We start from the raw sequence: 21,577 nt of genomic DNA, 5'->3' as shown, positions 1-21,577 counted from the left end.
CCATCTTTTATGTCTCGTCTCGCATCCGTTCCTGCCGTACTCGCAGCCGGCGCCGCCTGCATCGTCGCGGGGACTGCACTCGGTGCGGGCTCGGCATCGGCTGTCGCGGGCCCACCCATGCCGGTGGGTGGCAGTCAGTTCAGTTACACCGCGACCCATGCTCTGACTCAGCGGGCCGCGGATATGGACCTGCCGGAGTTCGTGGCGTCGCTCCCGGTGCCCGCCGAGTACAAGCCGGCGAACCTGGCACTGGCCGCGCGTTTCGACGTCGCGGTACAAGAGGCGCTTGCGTCGCCGGGCGGCTGTATCCAGGTCGTCATCGATCCGGCGCCCACCACGGGTGGCGTGTTCAGCTACGGGTTCTTCGGAGTTGACGGCGCGTACTGCCAGCCGTAGGGCGGTGCCCTCGACCGGCGGGCTAGGCTGACCGGGTGACTGAACGGACTCTGGTACTCATCAAGCCCGACGGTGTGAAGCGCGGCCTGGTCGGCGACATCATCGGCCGCATCGAGCGCAAGGGCTTGACCCTGGTGGCTCTGGAACTCAAGACCGTCAGCGACGACGTCGCTGCGGGACACTACGCGGAGCACGAGGGCAAGCCCTTCTATCCGTCGCTGCTCGAATTCATCACGTCGGGCCCTCTGGTCGCGGCAGTGCTCGAGGGCCCGCGCGCCGTGGCTGCCTTTCGGCAGATCGCCGGCGGAACCGATCCGGTGGAGAAGGCCGTACCCGGGACGATCCGCGGGGACTATGCGCTCAGCACCCAGTTCAATCTTGTCCACGGGTCGGACTCGCCCGATTCGGCCGAACGCGAAATCAATCTCTGGTTCCCTGACCTCGGCTGATCGGACTCGCTGTCGGCCTCTGTGCCGGCGATGTCGGAGGTCTGGACCGCCGGACCACAGTTGTGTGGGATACTGACAGAGGTTGTCGAGCCCTCGCGGGCGTCGACTGCCAGATGATCAGCTCGGGTGCTCGGTCCCCACTCATGTGGTTTTCACATGGCGTGGTGTGGACATCGTGGCGCTCGACATCAGTCAGTCATCACGCCAGGCATCGCCGGTGAACGCGGGGTCATCCCCGCCGACATAGGGCGAAGCGAGACCTACAATCCCGGCGCAGTCCGGGTAAATAGCACAGCCCTCGCGTGGCCGCGTTTATCCGCGCCCGGGGGCTTGAGGAGAATACGTGGCCGACACGCAGTCGCCGGACGAACTGAACAGCACAGGTTCGGCGCAAGAATTCCCGCACAAACTACGAGTGCACGCGCTGGCCAGGATTCTTGGCCTCAGCAGCCGCGAGGTGCTCGCGCACCTCGCCGAGCTGGGCATCGCGGCTCGCAGCCCACAGTCGAGCATCGTGCGCAGCACTGCCATCGCGGTACGCGACCGGATCAATCCGCCGCCCGCCGACGAGACGGTGGAGGGCGACGATGCGATCACCGCCGATGTCGACGCCCCGCCGGCCGACCCCCAGCCGGCCGACGTGCCGGTCGAGACCGAGCCCTCGGCGGAGGTATCGGCTGCGCCTGTCGCCGAGCCGGCACCAGAGGATGTCTCCCCACCCGAGGATGCCGAGGTCGCTGCGGCGGCAACTGCACCCAGTGAGGACGCGCCGGCCGAGGCCGAGCCCGCTGACAAGGCGCCGGAGTCAGCACCACGCGAGAGGTCGATTCCCAGTCTCTTCTCCGCGGTGGAAGAGGAGCAGCCTCGGCACACGCCGACGGCCTCTGCCGGGGCAGGGGCAGGATCGCCGCTCTTCCTGTCGGCAGAACAATCAGCTCCCATCCCGCAGAGCACCAAGGACTCGTTCGACGCGGACGCCGACACCGATACCGACGATTCGGACGACGAGAGCGAATCGGGTTCGCGGAAACGGCGTCGCGGTCGTCGTGGTCGCGGTCGTGGACGCGGTGACCAGGCTGGCGGTGACTTCGGCGACGACGATTCGGACACGGACGCCACCGATTCGGCCGGAGAGCCGGCGCGAGAGACCCAGGACGGCGCCTCGGCAGACGCTGACGACGCCTCCGACACCGACGACGAAGCCGCCAAGCCCGAGACGAAATCGGGGAACAGGCGAAAGCGGAGTAGGCCGAAGAAAGCCCGGCCCGACTCCGAAGGCGACAACGAGCAGGGCCCAGACGGCTCGGCGTCCGACGCCCCCGCCGACGAGACGGCCAGTGGCGATGACGACGACTCCGACCAGCCGGACTCCTCGGACTCCGACGATCAGGACGACTCGGGCGACGGCACCTCGGCAAATCGCCGGCGTCGTCGCAGGCGCCGCCGCAAAGGCGGAGAGGGCGACGAACCGCTGCCTGCCGACGACCCGCCCAACACGGTGGTGCACGAACGCGAGCCACGGAACAAGTCGCGCGGCCGCGATGAGGTGCAGGGCATCTCCGGGTCCACCCGTCTCGAGGCCAAGCGCCAGCGACGCCGCGATGGCCGCGACGCGGGACGGCGTCGTCCACCCATCCTGAGTGAGTCGGAATTCCTGGCCCGCCGCGAAGCGGTCGACCGGGTGATGGTTGTGCGCGAACGCTCGGGTGTGGCCGCAACCGTCACTCATGGGGACACGCACTCCGACGGCAACGCCGATTCCTCGAACCAGCAGACTCGCGATTACACGCAGGTTGCGGTGCTGGAAGACGGCGTACTGGTCGAGCACTTCGTGACCACGTCCAACTCCTCGTCGATGGTGGGCAACATCTACCTCGGTCGGGTGCAGAACGTCCTGCCCGGCATGGAAGCTGCCTTCGTCGACATCGGACGGGGACGCAACGGCGTCCTCTACGCCGGTGAGGTGAACTGGGACGCAGCCGGTCTCGATGGCGGTTCACGCAAGATCGAACAGGCCCTGCGTCCCGGTGACCAGGTTCTGGTCCAGGTCAGCAAGGACCCGGTTGGGCACAAGGGTGCCCGTTTGACCACGCAGATCTCCCTGGCCGGCCGGTACCTGGTGTACGTGCCGGGCGGCGGTTCCACCGGGATCAGCCGCAAGCTCCCCGACACCGAGCGTAAACGCCTCAAGCAGATCCTCGGCAAGATCGTTCCCGACGACGCCGGTGTGATCATCCGCACCGCGTCCGAAGGTGTCTCGGCCGAAGAGCTGACGGCCGACATCGAACGTCTGCAACAGCAGTGGGAAACCATCAACGCGGCCACCTCGGCGGCCGGTAGCTCGAAATCCGGTGCGCCGCAGACGTTGTACGAAGAGCCGGACCTTCTCGTGAAGGTGGTCCGTGACCTCTTCAACGAAGACTTCAAGAAGCTCATCGTCGAGGGCAACGGTGCCTGGAACCAGGTGGAGAACTACGTCCGAGGCGTTGCACCCGACCTGCTCGACCGCACTGAGCGCTTCGAGAAGGCCCACGCCGATGCGCCTGACGTGTTCGACGTGCACCGGATCGACGAGCAGTTGGCAAAGGCATTGGACCGCAAGGTGTGGTTGCCCTCCGGTGGAACGCTGATCATCGAGCACACCGAGGCGATGACCGTCGTCGACGTGAACACAGGCAAGTTCACCGGCTCGGGCGGAAACCTCGAAGAGACGGTGACCCGCAACAACCTCGAGGCTGCCGAAGAGATCGTCCGGCAGATGAGGTTGCGCGACATCGGCGGCATGATCATCGTCGACTTCATCGACATGGTCCTCGAGTCGAACCGAGACCTGGTCCTGCGCAGGCTCACCGAGGCATTGGGCCGCGATCGCACCCGCCATCAGGTGTCGGAGGTGACGTCGCTCGGCTTGGTGCAGATGACGCGAAAGCGCCTCGGAACCGGTTTGCTCGAAGCATTCTCGACCACCTGCACCTGCTGTAACGGGCGCGGCATCGTCGTGCACGCCAACCCGGTCGAGATCTCGTCCGGCGACGATCAGGCAGGCCGCGGCGACAACACCAAGAGGGCGCGGCGCAACCGTCGTGGTGGCAAAGCGGATCAGCCTGCAGCTGTCGAGAGCAAACCGGCTGCCCACAGTCCCGCCGAGCACCCGATGTTCCGGGCGATGGCCAGCCACACGCCCGATTCCGAGACACCCGAAACGGAGACCGATTTCGAGGTCACGGAGACGGGTTCGGAGCAGTCCGGCATCGCTGCTGCCCGCACCGCGGCCGGCACCGAGGAGACCACGTCCACGATGTCCGCGTCTGCGGCCGTCGAGGACACGGCTGCAGGGTCGGCGAAGGTTCACGGTGACCCCGCTCCGGCCATCACGTCATCGGACGCAGACCGGTCGGCGTCGGCTGCCCCCAAGAAGTCCGCGAAGTCCGAGAAATCGCAGAAGCCCGAGGAATCCCAGAAGCCCGAGAAGTCGGGCACATCCGAGACCGCGAGCCCCGTGGACGAAACGGCACACAGCCCGGCAACCCAGGCGGCCGGTGACCCGCAGCAGAGCACCGCTGACGAATCCGGACAAACGCCGCAGAGTGCCCCGCCAAAACGGCGACGCGCAGTGCGGCGCAAGCCGGCGGCTCCCACCACGGCGACCGATCCCGCTGTCATCGCCGAGGTCATCGCCTCACCGGTGACCACGTCGGGGCCGGTCGGGACCTCCACGTCCACCGAGCCGGCTGTGGCGGTACGGCGCACGCCGCGACGGCGCGCAGCCGGACGACCTGCAGGTCCGCCGGTGGAGGAGTGAGGATTGCGGGTCGTACCGGGTCAGTTTGACCCGGCCCGCCACACTCCCGTAACCTGGATCAGTCGCCATTCGGCGGACGGATTGCGCTGTGCTCGGAAAGACGGCGCCCGGCCGGATCGGCAACGGGCAAGAGCCCGAACAACACACGACAGACAGTAAGAGGTAGCTCTCCGATGGCAACGTACGCGATCGTCAAGACCGGCGGTAAGCAGTACAAGGTCGCTGAAGGCGATCTGGTGAAGGTCGAGAAGATCGACAGTGAACTCGGCGCGACCGTCTCACTTCCCGTGACGCTTGTCGTCGACGGTGCCGATCTGACCACGGACGCCGACAAGTTGGCGAAGATCTCGGTGACCGGTGAGGTCGTCGAGCACGTCAAGGGTCCGAAGATCCGCATCCACAAGTTCAAGAACAAGACCGGCTACCACAAGCGTCAGGGTCACCGTCAGAAGTTGACGGTCCTCAAGGTCACCGGCATCAAGTAAGCACGCCCCCACACTTTTCAGGAGAACTGTCATGGCACATAAGAAGGGTGCATCCAGCTCGCGCAACGGGCGCGACTCGAATGCTCAGCGACTCGGTGTGAAGCGCTTCGGCGGCCAGCAGGTGAGCGCCGGTGAGATCCTGGTCCGCCAGCGCGGCACGCACTTTCACCCCGGCGTGAATGTCGGACGTGGCGGCGACGACACGCTGTTCGCCCTGGCTCCCGGTGCTGTGGAGTTCGGCAGCAAGCGTGGCCGCAAGACCGTGAACATCGTTCCGGAGCCTGCGCAGGCCTGATCCGGCGCAATGCAATCCAGCTCCTAAGGGGCGGGCAGGATCACCAGATCCCGCCCGCCCCTTAGAAAATTCCAAACTCTCTCACAGGTGGTTCCATGTCCAGATTTGTTGACCGCGTGACGATTCACGCAACGGCGGGCAACGGTGGTCATGGCTGCTCATCGGTGCACCGCGAGAAGTTCAAACCCCTCGGCGGACCCGACGGCGGCAACGGTGGCAACGGTGGCGATGTCACCCTCGTGGTCGACCCGCAGGTTCACACCCTGCTCGACTTCCACTTCCATCCGCACGCGAAGGCCGGTAACGGCCGGCCCGGTGCGGGTGCCAACCGTGACGGCGCAAACGGGGAACCACTGGTTCTTCCTGTCCCTGACGGCACCATGGTGCTCGACCGCGACGGTCGGCTCCTGGCCGACATGGTCGGTGCGGGAACCACTTTCGCTGCGGCGTCCGGTGGACGAGGTGGTCTCGGTAACGCCTCGCTGGCGTCCAAGGCGCGTAAGGCGCCTGGCTTCGCTCTGCTGGGGGAGGAAGGCGAGGTCCGCGAACTCGTCCTCGAACTCAAATCCGTCGCCGACGTCGGCCTCGTTGGTTTCCCGTCCGCAGGCAAATCGTCTCTCGTCTCGGTGCTCTCGGCGGCCAAGCCGAAGATCGCCGATTACCCTTTCACCACGCTTCAGCCGAATCTTGGTGTGGTGAACAGTGGTTCAGATGTCTTCACCGTCGCGGACGTTCCTGGGCTGATTCCGGGAGCGTCTGCCGGCCGCGGGCTGGGGTTGGAGTTCCTCCGTCACCTCGAACGCTGTGCGGTGCTTGCGCACGTGGTCGATTGCGCCACTCTCGAGCCCGGTCGAGACCCGGTGTCGGACATCGACGCGCTGGAGGCCGAGTTGGCCGCGTATCAGCCCGCTCTGCAGGCAGATACCGGTCTCGGGCATCTCGCCGACCGGCCTCGCGTGGTCATCCTGAACAAGACCGACGTGCCCGATGCGGCCGAACTCGCCGAGATGGTCACTCCTGAACTGCAAGAACGTGGCTGGCCGGTGTACGCGATCTCTGCCGTCTCCCACAAGGGCCTCAAGGAACTCACCTACGCACTGGCCGACATGGTGCGCCAGTACCGCATCGACCATCCGAAACCGGTTGCCAGGCGCCCGGTGATCCGCCCGATCCCCACCGACGACAACGGTTTCTCGGTGATCGCCGATCCCGATCAGCCCGGTGGTTTCATCGTGCGTGGTACGCGGCCGGAGCGCTGGATCAAGCAGACGCAGTTCGAGAACGACGAAGCCGTCGGATATCTCGCCGACCGACTCAACCGGCTCGGTGTCGAGGCGGAACTGGTCAAGCAGGGCGCCGAGCCCGGCTGCCCGGTCACCATCGGAGACGTGTCCTTCGAGTGGGAACCGCAGACGCCTGTCGCGGAGGACTTCCCCATGAGCGGTCGCGGTACCGATATCCGTCTGGATCGCCCGGAGCGTGTCGGTGCCTCCGAGCGCAAGATCGCACGACGGCTGCGGCGCGGCCTCGATGTGGATGCCGAGGATCCGGACGAACGTGGCTAGTGTTACCCGGCAACAGATTTCGGGAGCTCGCAGCGTTGTGGTCAAGATCGGCTCCTCGGCTCTGACCGAGTTGGCGACCGGCCTGGACACAGGCCGTCTCGATGCCCTCGCCGATGCGATCGAAGCGCGGATGCAGGCCGGCTCGGATGTCATCGTGGTGTCGTCCGGCGCAATCGGAGCGGGTATCGCGCCGTTGGGTCTCAAGAGCCGGCCGAAGGATCTGGCCACCAAGCAGGCAGCGGCCAGCGTCGGTCAGCTGGCCCTCGCGCACGCGTGGAACACGTCGTTCGCCCGATACGGTCGCACCGTCGGGCAAGTTCTGCTGACGGCCCATGACATCTCGCTGCGTGCACACCACGCCAATGCGCAGCGCACCCTCGATCGATTGCGGTCTCTCGGCGCGGTCGCGATCGTCAACGAGAACGACACCGTGGCAACCAACGAGATCCGCTTCGGCGACAACGATCGGCTGGCGGCTCTGGTCGCGCACCTGGCGGGCGCTGATGCGCTGGTCCTTCTGTCCGATGTCGACGGTCTCTACGACGGGGATCCCCGCAAGGGCAACGCCTCCATGATCTCTGAGTCGACGGCCCCGAGGACCTCGACGGTGTGATCGCCGGCACCGGTGGCGCCTTGGGGACCGGTGGCATGGCATCGAAGTTGTCGGCTGCCCGCCTCGCCGCGGATGCCGGGTTGCCGGTGCTGCTGGCAGCGGCGGCCGATGTCGCCGCAGCGCTGACCGATGCCTCGGTCGGTACTGCGTTTGCGCCTCGACCGCAACGACTTTCGGCGCGCAGGTTCTGGGTGCGGCACGCCGCAGAAGCCAGTGGACGTCTGGTGCTCGATGACGGGGCGGTGCAGGCCGTTGCCACCGCGCGCCGTTCACTGCTGTCGGCCGGTATCACCGCGGTGTCGGGCCGGTTCTACGGTGGCGACGTGGTCGATCTGACGGATAAGTCCGGCCACACGATGGCCAGGGGGGTCGTGGCGTACGACGCCACCGAGGTGGCCCAGATGGTGGGCAAGTCGAAGGCCGATCTGCCCCCTGATCTACGACGGCCGGTGGTTCACGCCGACGATCTCGTCGCGGTCTGACTCCAGCCACCCGGTCAGCACCTCCGAGCACGAACCGTCGATCTTCATGGTCGCGCACTCGTCGCCGCGAGTGTGTCCCCGGTTGACGATGGCGATCGGTTTGCCGGTACGCCTGGCGTGCCGAACAAATCTCAGCCCACTCATCACCGTCAGGGATGACCCCAGGACAAGTACCGCATCGGCATCATCGACCATCGAATAGCCTTGCTGCACAACTGTTTTCGGCACGCTTTCGCCGAAGTAGACGATGTCTGGTTTGAGTATTCCGCCGCAGTCCGGACAGTCGAGCATCGCGAAGTCGGTGGTGTCCTCCACAACCACATCGGCGTCGGGGGCCACCTCGATGGCGCCGCGGCCACGAATCCTGCTGACGAACTCGGCGTTTGCCGGCTCCAGGAGTTCGGCAAGCCGGTGCCGGGAGACCCGGTGTTCGCAATCAAGGCAACGAACACGCCCGTAGCTGCCGTGGAGTTCGAGCACAGCGCGGTTGCCGGCCTTGAGATGGAGCATGTCGACGTTCTGCGTGATCACACCGCTCACCGTGCCCCGGCGTTCCAAGGCGGCGAGGGCGCGGTGGCCCGCGTTGGGAACCGCTGCGTCCATGTGACGCCAGCCGAGGTGATTACGTGCCCAGTAGTGACGGCGGAAGTCGCTCGAGCTCAAGAACATCTCGATCGTCATCGGCGTCCGTGGGGGAGTTCCGGGGCTGCGGTAGTCCGGTATCCCTGAATCGGTCGACATCCCGGCGCCGGTCAGCGCGAGCACACGACGTCCGTCGAGGAGCTGTGCCAGCTCGTCGATCCGATGGGGCAGATCGGGGTCCGGTGCGGTGGGCTGGGCCGGTGTCCAGCGAATGGGGCGGGTTCGCACCTCGTCCAGAATACCCCGACCGCGACGGCTCCCCGGCGACGAGAACTCGGCACCCCCGTCGGGGTGCCGAGTTTCTTGCTGGTTCGCCTCGGGTGACGGTCGGAGGGCCCGGGCATCTGACGCAATCGCACAAGCGCCAGCACAACGCTACCCAGCGAAGCCCGGGTTCAGGGCCCGCCATCCGGCGAACCGGTCAGGTGCCGACGGTCACCAGCGGGTAGACGCCGTTCTCGTCGTGCGTTTCGGTTCCGACCACCGGCGGATTGAACACACAGAGCATGCGCAGCTCGGTGTCAGCGGTGACCGTATGCCGTTCGTGCCCGTTGAGGAGATACATCGTGCCCGGCCCGAGCGGGTACACCTCGCCGGTCTCGCGATCGGTGAGGGTCCCCGCGCCTTCCACAAGCCATACCGCTTCGACATGGTTGGCGTAGTGGAACTCGTTGACCGAACCTGCCTTGATGGTCGTCTCGTGGAAGGAGAACCCCACTTTGTCGCCGCCGAGGACGATGCGCTTGGAACGCCAGTTGCCGTTCTCCGCCTCGACATCACGTTCGGTGCCGGTGATTTCCTTGGTGGTACGTACGATCACGTGTAGTCCTTTCGCGCGCTTGGGTTTTCGTCGAGTCGGGCTGGCTCAGGCGCTGAGCACCTCGGCCGTGGCCTGGCCGAGGATCGCCAGCCCCTGATCGAGCTCTTCGATGGTGATGGTCAGCGGCGGCAGCAACTTGACGACCTGGTCTGACGGGCCGGAGGTCTCGACGAGCAGCCCACGGTCGTACGCGAGTGCGCACACCTTGCCTGCCTTTTCGGCGTCGTCGAACACCAGTCCCTGGACCATGCCCCGACCGCGGGTCGTGATGCCCTGGTGCGCGCTGCACAGCGAGATGAACGAGTCGCGGATCCGCTCACCCTTGGCGATGACCTCGTTCTCGAACTTGTCGTCCGACCAGTAGGTGTCGATCGCTTTCTTGGCGGTGACGAAGGCGGGGTTGTTGCCGCGGAAGGTGCCGTTGTGCTCGCCCGGTGCCCACACGTCGAGGTGCGGTTTGAACAGTGTCAGTGCCATGGGCATTCCGTAGCCGCTGATCGACTTCGACATCGTGACGATGTCGGGCTCGATGTCGGCGATCTCGAACGAGAAGAACGGTCCGGTCCGGCCACAGCCCATCTGGACGTCGTCGACGATCAAGAGGATCTCGCGCCGCTTGCAGAGTTCGGCGAGGGCCCTGAGCCATTCCGGCCGGGCCACGTTGACGCCGCCTTCGCCCTGGACGGTCTCGACGATCACGGCTGCCGGACGGTTGAGACCGCTACCCGAGTCGTCGAGAACGCGCTCGAACCAGCTGAAATCCTCCACGACACCGTCGAAGTAGTTGTCGAACGGCATCGGAGTGGCGTGCACCAGGGGAATACCTGCGCCGGCGCGCTTCATCGAGTTGCCGGTGACCGAGAGTGCTCCCAGGGTCATACCGTGAAATGCGTTGGTGAAGTTGATGATCGATGTACGACCGGTCACCTTGCGGGCAAGCTTCAGAGCGCTTTCGACGGTGTTGGCACCGGTGGGTCCGGGGAACTGGACCTTGTAGTCGAGTCCGCGCGGCAGCAGGATCTTGTCCTGGAATGCCTGCAGGAACTCGCCTTTCGCGACGGTGGACATGTCCAGACCGTGAGTGATGCCGTCGTTCTCGATGTAGTCGAGCAGGGCCGACTTGAGGATCGGGTTGTTGTGCCCGTAGTTCAATGCACCGGCGCCGGCGAAGAAGTCGAGGTATTGCTTGCCGTCGCGGTCGGTGAGCCATGCGCCCTTGGCCTTGGTGAAGATTGCCGGCCAGCCGCGACTGTAGCTACGAACCTCGGACTCGCGGGTCTCGAAAATGTTGCTGGAAAACGTTTCTTGGATGGATGCAGTCATGTCTGTCGTGTCCTCCGGGTGTGCCTGAAGCACAGTAGGGTGCGAAAAATACAGCTGTATTCCAACTGGTGACGATGTGGCGGCCGGGTCGGTCCCGGCTCTGCCGTGAAGTGACCACGGGTAGCGGTGGTCGGATGCGGTGTTCCTAACCGCGACAGATCATCTCGGGCGTCGCGGTGCGACGGCGTACAGATCTTCTGGTTCGTGGTCGTCCGGGAAGTCGGCGGGGGAGAAGAAGTTCTCCTTGGTGATGCTCATGCCACGACGTTCGGCCAGGGCGGTGAACAGGGCCACCGACGCCTCGTTGTCCGGACTGATCGTTGTGTGCAGGGTGGTGATGCCACGCGGCTCCAGTCGATCCATCAACTGGGACAGCATTTTTCCAGCCAGCCCGAGTCCCCGTTGGTCGGCGTCGACAGCGACCTGCCACACCATCACCACATCGGGGAGTTCGGGGCGAAGGTAACCGGTGACAAAGCCGACGACGCGTCCGTCCACTTCGGCGACCACCGATGTCTCGGCGTAATCCTTGCACCACAGCAGGTAGGCGTAACTCGAGTTGAGATCGAGAACTTGCGAGTCACGGGCGATTTCCCAGAGCCGGACTCCGTCGGAAACCTTTGGCGAACGAAATGCCACCGCGTCCGGCGCGGCGGTTAGGGTAGCGCTGATCTGAGTTGGGCTCATATCGAATTTGAAGTTAACAACGTGTCACACGAAAGTCACCCGGTTGTCGAAATTGACCGCAAAAGCGCCGGTATAAGCCCTGTTCAACCCCGGTTTGTGAGGTGGCTCACAAAAACTTGCAGGCTGCAAGTAGTTGGGCCGCCCGACCCGGGTTCCGGGGCCGGGCCGGACACCCGAAACAATGGACGCATGACCCGCATCATCGCCGGCTCGGCCCGCGGTCGCCGACTGTCGGTGCCCGCCGCCGGCACCCGGCCGACCACCGACCGGGTGCGGGAATCGATGTTCAACATCTTGGCGGCCCGTATCGACTTCACCGGGCTGATCGTGCTCGATCTGTTCGCCGGAAGCGGCGCGCTGGGGCTCGAGGCGTTGTCGCGGGGGGCCGAATCGGTGATGTTCGTGGAGGCCGACGCCAAAGCGGTGAAGATCATCGAGGCGAATGTCAGGGCGTCGGGGTTGTCGGGCGGGCGGGTGATCCGCCGCCGAGCGGCTGAACATCTCGAGCGCAGCGGCGGTGCCTACGACCTCGTGCTCGCCGATCCGCCCTACGATCTGCCCGACGATGAGGTTGCGCACCTGGTTCGGCAGCTCGCGGACGGGGCGGTCTCCGACGGGGGACTGGTCGTGCTGGAGCGCGCTGCTCGCGCGGCCGACACCCGGTGGCCGTCCGAGTTCGATGACGTCATCATCCGCCGGTATGGGGAAACCCGGGTCGAGGTTGCCCTGTACCGCCCGCCTCATGGGTGAGTCGACTGCCCGCAGGCTGATAACTTGACTCCCATGTCGGGAGCTGTTTGTCCGGGTTCATTCGACCCGGTGACCTCAGGTCATCTGTTCGTCTTCGAGCGGGCTGCCGCCCGGTTCGATGAGCTGGTGATCACCGTGATGGTCAATCCGAAGAAGAGTGGTCTTTTCACGATCCCCGAACGCATCGCGCTCCTGCAGGAGACCACCTCTCATCTGCCCAACGTTCGGGTCGACAGCTGGCAGGGATTGCTCGTGGACTATGTGCGTTCGCAGGGGATGAACACGATCGTGAAGGGCCTGCGCGGCGCCGTGGATTTCGAATACGAGCTGCCGATGGCGCAGATGAACCGGGATCTCACCGGGGCAGAGACCATTTTCATGCTGACCGACCCGCGTCTGGCCCATGTCTCGAGCTCGCTGGTGAAGGAAGTCGCCACTCTCGGTGGACCGGTCACCGAGTTCCTGCCGCCGGTGGTCCACGAACAACTGCTCGCCAAACTCTCCGCTCGTTGACCGGTCGGTCCGGGCAGGCCGCCGAGCGGGTCAGATCCTGGTTTGGTACCACGACACGCCCCGTAGGTTGACGAGTCTCAGGCGTACCAGTGGGCACAATAGTCACAGAATTAACACCAACCACTGTTTGCACGCGGGTGGGGACCTAGTAGGTCACCGGCCGATGTCGCGACGAGGAGTGAGGTAGCTGTGTACCGGGTATTCGAAGCGCTGGACGAATTGGGCGCCATCGTCGAAGAAGCGCGCAGTGTGCCGATGACTGCGGGTTGCGTGGTCCCCAGAGGCGACGTGCTCGAATTGCTCGACGACGTCAAGGACGCCATCCCCGGCGACCTCGACGACGCGCAGGACGTCCTCGATCAGCGCGACAAGCTGATCGGCGACGCGCGCATGCGCGCCGACACCCTCGTCGGTGAGGCCACCGCGGAGTCCGATTCGTTGCTGGCGCATTCGCGTGCAGAGGCCGATCGCCTCCTGTCGGAGGCGAAGGCGCAGGCCGACCGCATGGTTGCCGAGGCCCAGTCGCACTCGGGACAACTGCTGGCGGACGCCACCGCGGAGGCCGAACGGGTGGCCTCGGCAGCCCATCGTGAATACGAGTCCGTGACCGGGCGTGCGCACGCCGAGGCCGAACGCATGATCGCCTCGGGCAACGCGAACTACGAGCGCTCGGTGGCAGAGGGCATCGCCGAGCAGCAACGGCTAGTCTCCGAGACCGAGGTGGTCCAGGCTGCCCGTGCCGAGTCCGAGCGGGTCATCGACGCGGCACACGTCGAGTCCGATCGTCTGCGCGGCGAATGCGACATCTACGTGGACAACAAATTGGCCGAGTTCGAGGAACTCCTCACCGGGACGATCCGCTCGGTCAATCGTGGTCGGCAACAGCTTCGGACGGGCGCAGGGGTGCACGACTACGCCGAGCATGTCCACCGTGGGGATTTCGGCACCGGAATGGCGGTCTGACCACCGCGTCTTGATCGGCGGCGCGGCGCGGCGTCAGGATTGTCGCATGCGGTGATCAGGGGCGTATCGTGGTTCCCTGTGTCGCAGCGTGAGAGTAATTCAACCCGCCACGATCGCCCCGCCACCGGCCCGTTCAGTCTGGACATTCGCAGTCTCGGACGACGTGCCGGTTCGATGCAGGAGGTGCATCGTGCCATCACCTCTGCCCCTCGCATCGGCCTGGACATGATCGCCATCCCGGCCGGCAGTGACATCGACCTCGACTTGCGGCTCGAAGCCGTGTCCGAGGGTGTTCTGGTCACCGGGTGCGTCAGTGGTGAGACCGAGGGGCAATGTGTTCGCTGCCTCGAGCCCATCGCGGGAACGTCGAGCGTCTATCTGACCGAACTGTTCGCCTATCCGGACAGCGTGACCGACGAGACCACGGACGCCGACGAGGTCCATCGCATCGTCGATGACACCATCGATCTCGAGCAGGCCATCGTCGACGCGGTGGCGCTCGACCTCCCCAATGCGCCGCTGTGCTCACCTGATTGCCCCGGGCTGTGTCCCGAATGCGGTGTACGCCTTGCCGTTGCGGACCCCGGTCATCACCACGACAAGATCGATCCGCGGTGGGCTGGTCTTGCCGCGAAGTTCGCCGAGGAACCCGAGTCGAAGAAGTGACCGAAACCGACCGTGGTGCCGCGCAAGTGCACTCCGATCACGCCGATCTTCTTGCCGCACTGGATATCTCCCTGTCTGATGAGATGCTCACCCTGGCTCTGACCCATCGTTCTTACGCGTACGAACACGGTCGCCTGCCGACCAACGAACGGCTGGAGTTCCTCGGTGATTCGGTGTTGGGGGTGGTGATCACCGAGCAGCTGTACCGCACCCATCCCGATCGCCCCGAAGGCGAGTTGGCCAAGATCCGGGCGAGTGTGGTGAACATGCACGCCCTAGCCGATGTCGCGCGTGGACTCGGACCCGGCGGGTTGGGAGCTCACCTACGTCTGGGCCGGGGCGAAGAGATGACCGGTGGCCGGAACAAGGCCAGCATCCTGGCCGACGGCATGGAGGCGCTGATCGGCGCGGTCCATCTCGAGCACGGTCTCGAAACCGCTCGCGCGACCGTCCTGAAGCTTTTCGAGCCGGCACTGAACCGGTCTGCCGCCCTGGGCGCCGGACTCGACTGGAAGACCTCGTTGCAGGAACTGACCGCCGAGAAGGGACTGGGGGTGCCTGCCTACCAGATCACCTCGACCGGACCGGATCATTGCAAGGAGTTCACCGCGACGGTGGTTGTCGCGGGCGACCCGATGGGATCGGGAGTCGGGCGGACCAAGAAAGAAGCCGAGCAACTCGCGGCGTCGATGGCCTGGAAGGCGATCTCCGGATCCGGAGACGATGCCTGAACTGCCCGAGGTGGAGGTCGTTCGGCGCGGTCTGCTCGCCCACGTGGTCGGTAGGCGCATCGTCTCCGTTGACGTCCTGCACCCACGGGCGGTCCGGCGGCATCTGGGCGGCCCACTCGACTTGACCGGCCTGCTGTCCGGTGCGACCGTCACGGCTGCGCGTCGTCGCGGCAAATACCTGTGGCTGCAAGCTGACCCCGCCGGTGGCGCCGACGCACTGGCTCTTGTCGTGCACCTGGGAATGAGCGGTCAGATGCTGGTGCAGACCGCCGGTGCCGAGGACGAGAAACACCTGCGAATCCGGGCGACACTCGACGATGGCAAGGAACTCCGGTTTGTCGACCAACGCACATTCGGCGGCTGGATGGTCGACGACCTGGTCGAGCTGCCGTCTCATCGTTCGACCACCGGAGGGCCAGGGCCGGCGTCGATCACGCACATTGCGCCCGATCCGTTTGACCCGGACTACGACCCCGATGCCGTTGTCCGGCTGCTCAAGGCCAAGCACACCGAGGTCAAACGTGCGCTGCTGGATCAGACCGTGGTGTCGGGTGTGGGCAACATCTATGCCGACGAGGCATTGTGGCTCACCAAGATCCACGGCAGGCGGCTCACCGACAAGTTGAGCGCCAAAGCATTACGGTCGGTGCTCGACAACGCCAAAGACGTGATGGAGCGAGCACTCGATCAAGGTGGGACGTCATTCGACGCCTTGTACGTCAACGTCAACGGACAGTCGGGCTACTTCGAACGCTCACTGAACGCCTACGGCCGTGAAGGGGAGGCCTGTCGTCGTTGCGGCGCGACGATGCGGCGCGAGGCGTTCATGAACCGCAGCTCGTTCAGTTGCCCACGCTGCCAGGTGCGCCCACGCATCTAGACCGTGACGGCTAGGGCATCATCGGGGCATGACCCTGGATCTGACACCCGATGAATTGCTCACCACCACCCGAACGGTACGTAAACGCCTGGACCTGACGCGGCCGGTGCCCATCGAACTCGTCCGCGAGTGTCTGGAGATCGCACTGCAGGCGCCCTCGGCTTCCAACCGCCAGGCTTGGCAGTGGCTGGTGATCACCGACCCGGAACTGCGCGCGGCAATCGGCCGGATTTACGGCGAGTTGACCGAGGAGTACCTGAACTCGCGTCATTCGGCCGCTGCCCTGTTCGCCGACGACCCGAACCGGGCTCCGGTTCAGCAGCGCGTCGGCGGCAGCGTGGCGTGGCTGGGTGAGCACATGGGCGAGGTGCCCGTTCTTGTCATCCCGTGCATCAAGGCGGGCAAGACCTTGCCGCCGGACAATCAGGCCGGATTGTGGGGCTCCGTGCTGCCCGCCGCGTGGAGCTACTGCCTGGCGGCGCGCGCTCGCGGCCTCGGAACAGCCTGGACCACACTGCATCTGCAACGTGAGGCCGAGGTGGCCGACCTGCTGGGCGTGCCAGCGGGATTTCATCAGGCGGCATTGATCCCGACGGCGTACTACACGGGTGAGACCTTCAAGCCGGCGCCGCGAGAACCGCTCGACAACGTGATCCACTTCGACCGGTGGTGAGCCGGCGGTCCGGGCCATGGCGAAGAACGTTCGCCCGGAACCGGGACGCCGTAAAAAACTCGTGAAGACCGCAGGTCGCAGCGTCGAAAGACCGTTAACGCCGTCGATCTGATCGGGCGACGGATACATGCTTGCACCACCAGCCGGACTCGTCGAAGTAGTCCGGCACGTGTGCAGGAGTGGAACGTGGCAGATCTTGCCTTCATGGCAGCGGTTTTCGGGAGTTTTGCGTTGTGCCTCGTCGTGGTGCGGGTGGTCGCGGCGCGAGGTGACCGATGACCGCCGAGGGCGTGACCAATGTGGTGCTCGTGGTCGTCGCCATCGCCGTGGTGCTGTACCTGGCTGTCGCTCTCGTATGTCCCGAGAGGTTTTGACCCGTGGACTCCACAATGGCCGCAGTTGCCCAGGTGGGCATCGTCATCCTCATCTTGGCCGCCTCGTACGTGCCGCTCGGTGACTACATGGCACGGGTGTTCCGGAGCAGCCGCGACCTCGCTCCTGAACGACTCATCTACCGACTGGCGCGGATCGACTCGGCACGTCAGCAGACCTGGGTCGGCTATGCGGTCGCCGTGCTTGCCTTCTCGTTCATCAGCGTTGTGTTCCTCTATGTCCTGCAACGGGTCCAGGGGATCCTGCCGTTCGGAGACGGCCGTCCGGGTGTCAGCCCGGCGATGGCCTTCAACACAGCCATCTCGTTTGTCGCCAACACCAACTGGCAGTCGTATTCGCCTGAAGTGGTGATGGGCAATCTGACGCAGATGATCGGTCTGGCCGTCCAGAACTTCCTGTCGGCCGCAGTCGGGCTGGCGGTCGCCATCGCGCTGATACGCGGCATCGTCGCCGCGGGCGGCGGCAAACTGGGCAACTTCTGGGTTGATCTGGTGCGCGGCACACTACGGATCTTGTTGCCGTTGGCCGGGCTGATGGCGCTTGTGTTGCTGACCCAGGGAGCGGTCCAGTCGCTGCGGAGCGGCTTCGACTTCGTGGGCCTGGACGGCTCGAACGGCCACAGCGTGATCGGCCCCTTCGCGTCCCAGGAAGCCATCAAGATGCTGGGCACCAACGGCGGCGGAACGCTCACGGCCAACTCCGCCCATCCGTTCTCCAATCCGACACCCCTGAGCAATGTCGCCGAGGTGATCGCGTTGCTGATCATCCCCGTGTGCCTCACCCGCACCTACTCGACTCTCGTCGGCGACCGCAGGCAGGGTGTGACCATCCTGGGTGTCATGTCCGTCATCTGGGCATCCATGCTCGCACTCGTGTGGTTCTTCGAGTCGAAGACCAACGGCGTTGCAGCCCAGGCGGCCGGCGCGATGATGGAAGGCAAGGAGCAGCGGTTCGGCGTGGCCGGCTCGGCATTGTTCGCCGTCTCCACCACAGGAACCTCGACCGGCGCCGTCGATTCGGCACATGACAGCTTTTCGGCTGCCGGTGGCGGCGCACTGATCTGGAACATGTTGCTCGGCGAGGTCGCTCCGGGCGGTGTCGGCTCCGGGCTCTACGGCATGCTGATCCTGGCCATCATCGCGGTGTTCGTCGGTGGCCTACTGGTGGGCCGCGGTCCGGAGTTCCTGGGGAAGAAGATCGGCCAGGGCGAGATCACCATGGCTGCGTTGTACGTGCTGGTGATGCCCGCTCTGGTGCTCGTCGGAACGTCCATCACCGTGATCCTCGAGTCCACCAGCACTTTTCAGGGCAATGCAGGTGACCCCGGCACCCCGGGTTCGGTGCACGGCTTCTCCGAGGTGCTGTACGCCTACGCCTCAGCTGCGAACAACAATGGCAGCGCCTTCGGTGGTCTCACGGTCACCAGCGACTGGTTCCAGACCTCCTTGGGGCTGGCCATGCTGCTCGGCCGCTTCCTCCCGATGATCTTTGTGCTTGCACTCGCCGGCCGCCTCGCGGCTCAACGACGACCTGCGGCACCCGAGTCCTCTTCCGGGGGCGCAGTGGCGGTTCGGACTCGGGATCGGGTGGCGACGCTGCCCACCCACGGGCTGCTGTTCGGCGGATTACTCACCGGCACGGTACTTCTCGTTGCCGGACTCACATTCTTCCCAGCGATGGCGCTGGGACCGATCGCAGAGGCATTGGCATGAGCACGATCCTTGATGAACCCGTGCCGGAGACGGTATCCACCACCACGGCCGATCTGGTCGGCAGCGGAGCGTTCGATGCACGCCAGCTGATCAGCGCGGTGCCACAAGCCATCCGAAAGTTGAATCCCAAGGACCAAGCGCGTAATCCGGTGATGTTCGTCGTGTATCTCGGCGCGATCATCACCACTGTTCTGGCGGTGTGGCAGCCGTCCTGGTTCGCTTTCGGCGTGGTCTTCTGGCTGTGGTTCACGGTGCTGTTCGCGGGCCTGGCAGAGGCGGTTGCCGAGGGACGCGGCCGGGCGCAGGCGGCGAGCCTGCGAAAGGTGAAACAGGACACCATGGCTCGGCGAATCGGGCCCGACGGAGCGATCACCGAGATCTCAGGGGGCTCACTGGTCATCGGCGACCGGATCCTGGTGACTGCAGGCGAGGTGATCGCCGGTGACGGCGACGTCGTGGAGGGTATCGCCACCGTCGACGAGTCGGCCATCACCGGCGAATCAGCGCCTGTGGTAAGGGAATCCGGAGGTGATCGCTGCGCCGTGACCGGTGGCACCGTCGTGCTGTCGGATCGGATCGTCGTGCAGATCACGACGTCGCCGGGGGAGTCCTTCGTCGACCGGATGATCGCCCTGGTCGAGGGTGCCGAGCGTAAGAAGACCCCGAACGAGATCGCGCTCGACATCCTGCTGTCGAGTCTGACCATCATCTTCTTGCTCGCCGTGGTGGCAGCCGGGCCGATGCAGCAGTACGCAGGCCAGTCTCCGGACCCGATCAAACTCATCGCCCTGCTGGTGTGCCTGATCCCGACAACCATCGGTGCATTGCTCTCGTCCATCGGCATCGCGGGCATGGACCGGTTGGTGCAGCGCAATGTGCTCGCGATGTCGGGCCGCGCCGTCGAGGCCGCCGGCGACATCGACACCTTGTTGATGGACAAGACCGGGACCATCACGTTCGGCAACCGCCGGGCCACCGCGCTGATCCCGGCACCCGGGATCAGCGACGAGGAGATGGCGCGAGAGGCCTGCCGATCCAGCCTGTCCGACGACACCCCCGAGGGACGCAGCATCGTCGATCTCTGCCGCGACGACTTCGGCATCGACCCGATGTCGATCGACGCCGAGACCCGGCACGATCGTGTGGTGGTCCCGTTCACCGCGCACACCCGGATGTCCGGGGTCGATGTGCCGGAGGCGTCGGGTCTACGGAGCATCCGGAAAGGGGCTGCGGATTCACTCCTCGCCTGGGTCGGTGAGAACGGCGGCACCGTACCGGCCGAGGTGACCCGCGGGGTCGAGGAGATCGCATCGGCGGGAGGAACCCCGCTGGTGGTCGGAACCACCGCAGACGATCAACCCGCCCGCGTCATCGGTGTCATCGCTCTGTCGGATGTCGTCAAACCCGGTATGGCCCAGCGCTTCGAGCAACTCCGGGCGATGGGGATACGGACGGTCATGGTCACCGGTGACAACCCGTTGACCGCACGGGCCATCGCCGACGAGGCGGGTGTGGACGATTTCGTGGCCGAGGCGACCCCGGAAGACAAACTCGCACTGATCCGTCGCGAGCAGGCGGGTGGCCGACTGGTCGCGATGACCGGTGATGGCACGAATGACGCACCGGCACTTGCCCAGGCGGATGTCGGTCTTGCCATGAACACCGGGACGTCTGCGGCGAAGGAGGCAGGCAACATGGTGGATCTGGACTCCGATCCCACCAAGCTGATCGACGTCGTGGCCATCGGCAAGCAGTTGCTGATCACCCGCGGCGCGTTGACCACGTTCTCGCTGGCCAATGATCTCGCCAAGTATTTTGCGATCCTGCCCGCAATGTTCAGTGGCATCTACCCGCAGCTCGACACCCTCAACGTGATGGGATTGCACTCGGCCCAGTCGGCCATCACATCCGCCGTGATCTTCAATGCGCTGATCATCGTCGCGCTGATCCCACTCTCGCTCAAGGGGGTTCGGTACCGGCCATCGTCGGCCTCCTCATTGTTGGGCCGCAATCTGCTGGTCTACGGGCTCGGCGGTGTCATCACACCGTTCGTCGGCATCTGGCTAGTCGACCTGGTCGTCCGTTTTCTCCCGGGAATGGGGTAGTTGTCATGAAGCTCGGTACGACATGGATCAGACAGGGCGTGGTTGCAGTGGCTGTACTGGTGATGATGACGGTGATACTCGGCGTGGTGTACCCGGCAGTGGTGTGGGGAGTCTCGCGTATCGACCGGTCGAGCGCCGAGGGGTCGGTGGTGACCGACAGCGCCGGCTGCCGGGTCGGCTCCGCCCTGATCGGGATCGATCCGCAGGCCGAACCCGGCCGGCCCGACGGTTACCTGCATGCGCGGGTGCTGGGGGCGGCCGATGATCCCATGGCCCCGGGCGACCCTGCTGCGTCTGCGGCGAGCAACCAGGGGCCGTCCAGCGTCACATTGGCGGGGTGGATCGAGTCACGGCGAGCGATCATCGCCGAACGCGAGGACGTGCGTCCCGATCAGGTGCCGGTCGACGCGGTGACCGGCTCCGGTTCGAGCCTGGACCCGCACATCAGCCCGGCCTATGCCGATATCCAGGTGCCCCGCCTGGCGCGCGTGCACGGAATGCCCCCCGAACAAGTGCGCGAGGTGATCGACAGTCACACCGAGGGCAGGCAGCTCGGTGTCCTCGGGGAACCGCGGGTCAACGTGCTGGAGGTCAACCTCGCGCTGGGGCTGACCGCACCCAACTGCGGCTAG

The 21,577-nt window shown here is 65.3% G+C and carries 21 protein-coding genes and 1 pseudogene; 18 read left to right on the top strand and 4 right to left on the bottom strand.

All coding sequences use genetic code 11. From position 1 onward, the window contains the following. The first annotated feature begins 9 nt into the window (after positions 1 to 9). The 7 genes and pseudogenes from W823_RS48395 to proB all read left to right on the top strand — a co-directional run bounded on the left by W823_RS48395 (position 10) and on the right by proB (position 8,087). On the top strand, positions 10 to 396 hold the full coding sequence (locus W823_RS48395) for a hypothetical protein (RefSeq protein WP_023960389.1): 387 nt from the start codon (positions 10 to 12) through the stop codon (positions 394 to 396). 35 nt (positions 397 to 431) lie between these two features. Beyond that, positions 432 to 845, top strand: a complete 414-nt coding sequence (ndk, locus tag W823_RS48390; protein ID WP_023960387.1) for a nucleoside-diphosphate kinase — start codon at positions 432 to 434, stop codon at positions 843 to 845. Positions 846 to 1,188: 343 nt separating this feature from the next. Beyond that, complete coding sequence (locus W823_RS48385; RefSeq protein ID WP_023960385.1) at positions 1,189 to 4,647, top strand: Rne/Rng family ribonuclease; 3,459 nt, start codon at positions 1,189 to 1,191, stop codon at positions 4,645 to 4,647. Positions 4,648 to 4,820: 173 nt separating this feature from the next. Further along, positions 4,821 to 5,132 carry a 50S ribosomal protein L21 gene (gene rplU / locus W823_RS48380; protein WP_023960383.1) on the top strand — a complete coding sequence of 104 codons (312 nt, stop codon included), beginning with the start codon at positions 4,821 to 4,823 and terminating at the stop codon, positions 5,130 to 5,132. Between the two features lie 31 nt (positions 5,133 to 5,163). Beyond that, a complete protein-coding gene (gene rpmA, locus W823_RS48375) occupies positions 5,164 to 5,427 on the top strand; it encodes a 50S ribosomal protein L27 (protein WP_023960381.1) in 264 nt (87 codons plus the stop codon). A gap of 95 nt (positions 5,428 to 5,522) precedes the next feature. Then, the gene (obgE, locus tag W823_RS48370) at positions 5,523 to 6,992 is read left to right on the top strand and encodes a GTPase ObgE (protein WP_030163716.1); all 1,470 of its coding nucleotides are present in this window, start codon (positions 5,523 to 5,525) and stop codon (positions 6,990 to 6,992) included. After that, positions 6,964 to 8,087 (top strand): annotated as a pseudogene (proB, locus tag W823_RS48365) (glutamate 5-kinase). The gene obgE and the pseudogene proB overlap by 29 nt, the downstream one beginning before the upstream one ends. Here the strand turns inward: proB and W823_RS48360 are convergent. The 4 genes from W823_RS48360 to ectA form a co-directional block, all read right to left on the bottom strand. Beyond that, positions 8,043 to 8,957: a Sir2 family NAD-dependent protein deacetylase gene (locus tag W823_RS48360; RefSeq protein WP_023960377.1), complete on the bottom strand. Its 915-nt coding sequence runs from the start codon at positions 8,955 to 8,957 to the stop codon at positions 8,043 to 8,045. The pseudogene proB and the gene W823_RS48360 sit on opposite strands and share 45 nt — an antisense overlap. Before the next feature lie 193 nt (positions 8,958 to 9,150). Next, complete coding sequence (locus W823_RS48355; RefSeq protein ID WP_023960375.1) at positions 9,151 to 9,549, bottom strand: ectoine synthase; 399 nt, start codon at positions 9,547 to 9,549, stop codon at positions 9,151 to 9,153. A gap of 45 nt (positions 9,550 to 9,594) precedes the next feature. Then, a complete protein-coding gene (ectB, locus tag W823_RS48350; RefSeq protein WP_023960373.1) occupies positions 9,595 to 10,872 on the bottom strand; it encodes a diaminobutyrate--2-oxoglutarate transaminase in 1,278 nt (425 codons plus the stop codon). A gap of 159 nt (positions 10,873 to 11,031) precedes the next feature. Next, entirely contained in the window at positions 11,032 to 11,559 is a 528-nt protein-coding gene (gene ectA, locus W823_RS48345) for a diaminobutyrate acetyltransferase (RefSeq protein WP_030163700.1), read from the bottom strand. Between the two features lie 189 nt (positions 11,560 to 11,748). Between ectA and rsmD the strand changes: the two genes are divergently transcribed. The 11 genes from rsmD (at position 11,749) to W823_RS48295 (ending at position 21,577) form a co-directional block, all read left to right on the top strand. Continuing rightward, complete coding sequence (gene rsmD / locus W823_RS48340) at positions 11,749 to 12,309, top strand: 16S rRNA (guanine(966)-N(2))-methyltransferase RsmD (protein WP_023960369.1); 561 nt, start codon at positions 11,749 to 11,751, stop codon at positions 12,307 to 12,309. Positions 12,310 to 12,342: 33 nt separating this feature from the next. After that, complete coding sequence (coaD, locus tag W823_RS48335) at positions 12,343 to 12,822, top strand: pantetheine-phosphate adenylyltransferase (RefSeq protein WP_023960367.1); 480 nt, start codon at positions 12,343 to 12,345, stop codon at positions 12,820 to 12,822. Positions 12,823 to 13,011: 189 nt separating this feature from the next. Beyond that, a complete protein-coding gene (locus W823_RS48330; RefSeq protein ID WP_023960366.1) occupies positions 13,012 to 13,785 on the top strand; it encodes a DivIVA domain-containing protein in 774 nt (257 codons plus the stop codon). 174 nt (positions 13,786 to 13,959) lie between these two features. After that, on the top strand, positions 13,960 to 14,451 hold the full coding sequence (locus W823_RS48325) for a DUF177 domain-containing protein (RefSeq protein ID WP_033335028.1): 492 nt from the start codon (positions 13,960 to 13,962) through the stop codon (positions 14,449 to 14,451). Then, on the top strand, positions 14,448 to 15,182 hold the full coding sequence (gene rnc / locus W823_RS48320) for a ribonuclease III (protein WP_023960362.1): 735 nt from the start codon (positions 14,448 to 14,450) through the stop codon (positions 15,180 to 15,182). The genes W823_RS48325 and rnc overlap by 4 nt, the downstream gene beginning before the upstream one ends. Beyond that, complete coding sequence (gene mutM, locus W823_RS48315; RefSeq protein ID WP_023960359.1) at positions 15,175 to 16,062, top strand: bifunctional DNA-formamidopyrimidine glycosylase/DNA-(apurinic or apyrimidinic site) lyase; 888 nt, start codon at positions 15,175 to 15,177, stop codon at positions 16,060 to 16,062. The genes rnc and mutM overlap by 8 nt, the downstream gene beginning before the upstream one ends. A 28-nt stretch (positions 16,063 to 16,090) precedes the next feature. Further along, entirely contained in the window at positions 16,091 to 16,735 is a 645-nt protein-coding gene (locus W823_RS48310) for a nitroreductase family protein (protein ID WP_023960357.1), read from the top strand. 275 nt (positions 16,736 to 17,010) lie between these two features. Continuing rightward, positions 17,011 to 17,109, top strand: coding sequence for a potassium-transporting ATPase subunit F (locus W823_RS57400; protein ID WP_023960355.1), 99 nt, complete (start codon positions 17,011 to 17,013; stop codon positions 17,107 to 17,109). Between the two features lie 3 nt (positions 17,110 to 17,112). Continuing rightward, positions 17,113 to 18,840 carry a potassium-transporting ATPase subunit KdpA gene (gene kdpA / locus W823_RS48305; RefSeq protein WP_031332806.1) on the top strand — a complete coding sequence of 576 codons (1,728 nt, stop codon included), beginning with the start codon at positions 17,113 to 17,115 and terminating at the stop codon, positions 18,838 to 18,840. Further along, a complete protein-coding gene (gene kdpB / locus W823_RS48300) occupies positions 18,837 to 20,945 on the top strand; it encodes a potassium-transporting ATPase subunit KdpB (protein ID WP_023960351.1) in 2,109 nt (702 codons plus the stop codon). Before kdpA ends, kdpB begins: the two co-directional genes overlap by 4 nt. A 5-nt stretch (positions 20,946 to 20,950) precedes the next feature. Beyond that, positions 20,951 to 21,577: a potassium-transporting ATPase subunit C gene (locus W823_RS48295; protein ID WP_023960349.1), complete on the top strand. Its 627-nt coding sequence runs from the start codon at positions 20,951 to 20,953 to the stop codon at positions 21,575 to 21,577.

Source organism: Williamsia sp. D3, assembly GCF_000506245.1.
GTDB lineage: Bacteria > Actinomycetota > Actinomycetes > Mycobacteriales > Mycobacteriaceae > Williamsia > Williamsia muralis.
This window is presented reverse-complemented; position numbering and strand designations above follow the sequence as displayed.

Bases quoted from the DNA above. Each gene is read 5' to 3' on its own strand.
- W823_RS48395 (WP_023960389.1), top strand. From the start codon at position 10: ATGTCTCGTCTCGCATCCGTTCCTGCCGTACTCGCAGCCGGCGCCGCC.
- rplU (WP_023960383.1), top strand. From the start codon at position 4,821: ATGGCAACGTACGCGATCGTCAAGACCGGCGGTAAGCAGTACAAGGTC.
- rpmA (WP_023960381.1), top strand. From the start codon at position 5,164: ATGGCACATAAGAAGGGTGCATCCAGCTCGCGCAACGGGCGCGACTCG.
- obgE (WP_030163716.1), top strand. From the start codon at position 5,523: ATGTCCAGATTTGTTGACCGCGTGACGATTCACGCAACGGCGGGCAAC.
- ectB (WP_023960373.1), bottom strand. From the start codon at position 10,872: ATGACTGCATCCATCCAAGAAACGTTTTCCAGCAACATTTTCGAGACC.
- ectA (WP_030163700.1), bottom strand. From the start codon at position 11,559: ATGAGCCCAACTCAGATCAGCGCTACCCTAACCGCCGCGCCGGACGCG.
- rsmD (WP_023960369.1), top strand. From the start codon at position 11,749: ATGACCCGCATCATCGCCGGCTCGGCCCGCGGTCGCCGACTGTCGGTG.
- coaD (WP_023960367.1), top strand. From the start codon at position 12,343: ATGTCGGGAGCTGTTTGTCCGGGTTCATTCGACCCGGTGACCTCAGGT.
- W823_RS48325 (WP_033335028.1), top strand. From the start codon at position 13,960: ATGCAGGAGGTGCATCGTGCCATCACCTCTGCCCCTCGCATCGGCCTG.
- mutM (WP_023960359.1), top strand. From the start codon at position 15,175: ATGCCTGAACTGCCCGAGGTGGAGGTCGTTCGGCGCGGTCTGCTCGCC.
- W823_RS48310 (WP_023960357.1), top strand. From the start codon at position 16,091: ATGACCCTGGATCTGACACCCGATGAATTGCTCACCACCACCCGAACG.
- W823_RS57400 (WP_023960355.1), top strand. From the start codon at position 17,011: ATGACCGCCGAGGGCGTGACCAATGTGGTGCTCGTGGTCGTCGCCATC.
- kdpB (WP_023960351.1), top strand. From the start codon at position 18,837: ATGAGCACGATCCTTGATGAACCCGTGCCGGAGACGGTATCCACCACC.
- W823_RS48295 (WP_023960349.1), top strand. From the start codon at position 20,951: ATGAAGCTCGGTACGACATGGATCAGACAGGGCGTGGTTGCAGTGGCT.